This window comes from Alcanivorax sp. HI0083 (assembly GCF_001635175.1).
In genome coordinates this window covers 1-2,190 of record NZ_LWFX01001221.1, presented here as the reverse complement: position 1 = coordinate 2,190, position 2,190 = coordinate 1, and the positions used below count along the sequence as shown (strand labels likewise).

The following is a 2,190-nucleotide window of genomic DNA, read 5'->3' as shown; positions in this document are numbered from 1 at the left end:
GGCGTTCACTGAGAATCCTCACATCCACCAGTTCACCGGTTTGCTGATGTTCCAACTTGACCGTATCGCCCTAGCGCACGGTGGTTTGCACCAGTGGTTCGGTAAGGGTGATGCGTACCGGCGAAAAATCCATGAACGGAAAACGTGCCGCGCCTTCAGAGTCGGGCAGATAGACCTCAGGGTTTTCCTGATTGATGACCAGCACCCCCGGCGCCTGGTCCGGCACCGGATCGTATTGGCGAGTGCGGAAGGTGATCAGCGGACCGTCCAGCTCCAGGTTCACCACCCCCGGGGCAATCTCCGGTGATACCCAAAGGCGGTATTGCTCACCGGCACGCAGGCTTTCCATGGAAAACGTCAAGGTACGGTCCCGGTTCGACACTTCGGCGCTATTGAGATCGACCAGATTGCCTTCGCTATCCGCCAGACAAAGCGCGCCGACAAAGCCATCACCGTCAGGGTGACAATCTTCCTTGGACCGCGGCCTCATCAATGCCATTGGAAAACGTCAGCAGCAGCTTGCTACCCAAAGGCAGGTCCACCATGCCGCTGGCCGGATAGGCGTAAATGAGAGCATTGCCAGGATCCGGCGGCACGAACACATCCGGTTCTTCTTCACAGGCATGCAGCAACGGCAAAAGCAGCAGGCAGGCGATGGTGGGGAATTTTATTGTTCGCATCATGTCACCCTGTTCTTGTTTTCGGACTACATAGTCACGGATGAATGCGATAGTGCGCCAGCCCCTGCACGTTAGCTTTTGTAATTTAAAAACCCACAAAAATCAGTGTTTTATTTACCCTTTCGGCATACAAGACACTTTTAGCACACTTGTCTCAACCGCTAACTCCTTCTTTTACAGAGTGATATCTCACTTCGCAGACGATAAGCGTTTTTGTGTTTATCAATTTATTGCTAAATAAAAGGGTGACAAAAAAACCGCAACATGACGATTAGTATCATGTTGCGGCCTGATTGAAACTGATATTGCAACCGATTTGGCGCCCCGTCAGGCGTGTTCTACCCCGGCAGCAACGCTATCCGGCTCGCCCGCCGGTTTGCCGGCATACCAAACACTGTCGGTATTACCATGGAAAACGCGCTTTGCCGTACGCCGGGCCATCTCCAGCAGCAATACACCCGCCACCAGCGCCGTACCATCCACCGCCAGCGGCCCCGGTGCGGTTTGTATCCATGCCGGCATGGCCGGGAACAGGTATGCCAGTAGAGCGGTGGCCGGCACGGTCAACCAGGCGACCCCGGCAAAGGCAATCAGCTCCACCGCACTGCGCCCCGGACCACGGACAAACGCCCAAGCCACCGCCGCCAGAAAGACAAAGTAATACGCCCACAGGTACAGCGATGCCGGATCGACCCCACGGTACAACCACTTGCCGGCAGTCATGGCAATCGCGATACCGGCCACGGAGCCCCAGCACACCCCCACGGTAGCGCTGGCCATCAAACGCGTGCTGCGCTTTTGTTCCACTTGCCCACCATTACGACGCTGTTTGCGGCGTCGGGTTTCCACCCACAACAGGTTGCCGGTATAAAACAGAAACGCACCAGCAAGCCCCATGAAGACATACACCCAGCGCATGAAAGCGCCACCGTAGCTGCCGAAGTGCAGCGCAAAAATACTGATGACGATGTCCGTCCAGGCATTCTCGTGACCGGGCAGGTACTCGGTGCCTTCCAGTTCCCCGGTGTAAGGGTCCATGGCAGCAAAACCACGGTCAGCCCCGCGCACCATATGATCCAGATTTTCGCCACCAATGCGCACTTCCGCATGTTCGCTCACCGGCCCCAAATACTGCATTTCCCGGGGAATAAAATCCGGAGCGGCTTGTTGCAGGTTAGCCAACAGCGTCTGTGGAGGCAGGAGATTGCCTGCCACGGTTTCCACCCCCCTATCGTGATGCTCATGCATTTCGAACAGCGGGCGCTCCTTGTAGGTGGTCAGTGACAGGGCATCGTAGAGAAAGTCATGGAACGCAAAGACAATGACGGTCAGTGCAATCATCAGATGGAACGGGAGACTGGTCAGGCCAATAACGTTATGGGCATCCAGCCAGAAACGCTTCAGATTCTTGCCCCTGCGCAGGGCCAGAAAGTCCTTCACCAACGTCGGCAGCAACACGACCAGACCAGACACCAGCGCCAGTGCATACACCACGCCGATGGCTCCCATC

3 protein-coding genes are annotated in these 2,190 nt (G+C 56.3%); all 3 read right to left on the bottom strand.

The window, feature by feature from the left end:
• Positions 1-70: 70 nt before the first annotated feature.
• Positions 71-490: a hypothetical protein gene (locus A3754_RS17775; RefSeq protein ID WP_063520772.1), complete on the bottom strand. Its 420-nt coding sequence runs from the start codon at positions 488-490 to the stop codon at positions 71-73.
• Positions 456-683 (bottom strand): hypothetical protein, encoded by a 228-nt coding sequence (locus A3754_RS17770; protein WP_063520771.1) that lies wholly within the window; start codon positions 681-683, stop codon positions 456-458. The genes A3754_RS17775 and A3754_RS17770 overlap by 35 nt, the downstream gene beginning before the upstream one ends.
• Positions 684-1,007: 324 nt before the next feature.
• Positions 1,008-2,190, bottom strand: a 1,183-nt coding sequence (locus A3754_RS17765) for a PepSY domain-containing protein (protein ID WP_063520770.1), incomplete at its 5' end; no start/stop codon positions are given.